We start from the raw sequence: 1343 nt of genomic DNA on the forward strand, positions 1-1343 counted from the left end.
CTAGACAAAATGACACCAAATGAGTTTTACTATGATCAGCTACCCCAACAAAACAAGGTGGCTTAACTAGAGCGGAATATCACTTATAAATACGCTTTTAGTTGTTCAAACAAGTGGGACCACCTCTTTTTGTCCATTGGTATCACCTATAGAATTAAGTTTCCCTAAAATTAACATAATACACGTTATACGAATTCCCAAGGCATGGCTTTTAGTTATGCTTTTTTTATCAAAAGAGTATACCCGAATGATAAGGAAACAGTTAGTTACAACGAAATATCATTAGAGTTGTTATGTTGATTTAATGATAGCTATATCATTGTAGTATATTCAATTATCTCAAATGATAAACCATGACGACTAGAATCTACTTAAGAGCTTCAACCAAAGATCAAGATGCACAGAGAGCACTAAACCAATTAGATGACTTAAACCAAAGGCTCAAGTTAGGTGAATCGGTTACCTATATTGAGAATTTCTCAGGGACGAAGTTGGATCGTCCTGAACTAAACAGGTTGCTCACAGAAGCAAACCAAGGCGACACGTTATTGGTAGAAAGCGTTGATCATCTGTCCCGTCTAAGCCAAGCAGACTTCCAAGAGCTTAAGCGTAGAATCCAAGAGAAGGGGCTTCGCTTAGTTGTTGCTGACCTTCCGACTACTCATCAACTAATCCAAACCAATGACAGTATTACAAGTTCGATACTAGATCTCATCAACAATATGCTGATTGATCTACTTGCTACTATGGCTCGTTTGGATAACGAGAAACGTATAGAAAGGATCAAGCAAGGCTTAGAGCGTTCAGGGTACAAACCATCAGGTAAGAAACCAAATGAAGCCAAGCACAAAAGAATCAAGGAGTTGCTTGCTACAAATAACATGACTAAGCAGGAAATTGCGAAAGCTGTTGGTTGTGGGGTAGCTACTGTGTATCGAGTAATGAACCGAGGAGAAGATGCAGGGCTGAATCAGCTTGTCGAATCTCGTGCACAACAAGGCAGGATTCGAGTAGCCATTGAAGACCTTTAGTTGAAATGTTAGCCACTTTTTTGGTCCTAACCGGCATGACTTGCGATACATGAAGTGGCATTATTATCATAACCTATAGGTGTTTGCCTATAAGCCAAACTTTCTATAGTCTTTGACAATTACAATTCATAAAAACTAAGTATGCCTGATCAACAGCTTTCCCTCAGTGAATACCTCGAAACAGTTTGAACCGTACCGGGTTTGTCGGAGACTTTTTTATTTAAGTTAGGCCACCTGACCTAACGGGTTAATCTTATCATAGTACATTGCTTCAAACTCAAAAGGCGATACATAACCCAGTGCACTGTGTAC

1 pseudogene is annotated in these 1343 nt (G+C 39.2%); it reads left to right on the forward strand.

Annotated elements, in window-relative coordinates:
• Positions 1–353: 353 nt before the first annotated feature.
• Positions 354–941, forward strand: a pseudogene (locus FTU17_RS17305) (recombinase family protein); the annotation flags it as partial.
• Between the last annotated feature and the right edge of the window lie 402 nt (positions 942–1343).

The organism is Acinetobacter sp. YH12070, assembly GCF_013419625.1.
Lineage (GTDB): Bacteria > Pseudomonadota > Gammaproteobacteria > Pseudomonadales > Moraxellaceae > Acinetobacter > Acinetobacter amyesii.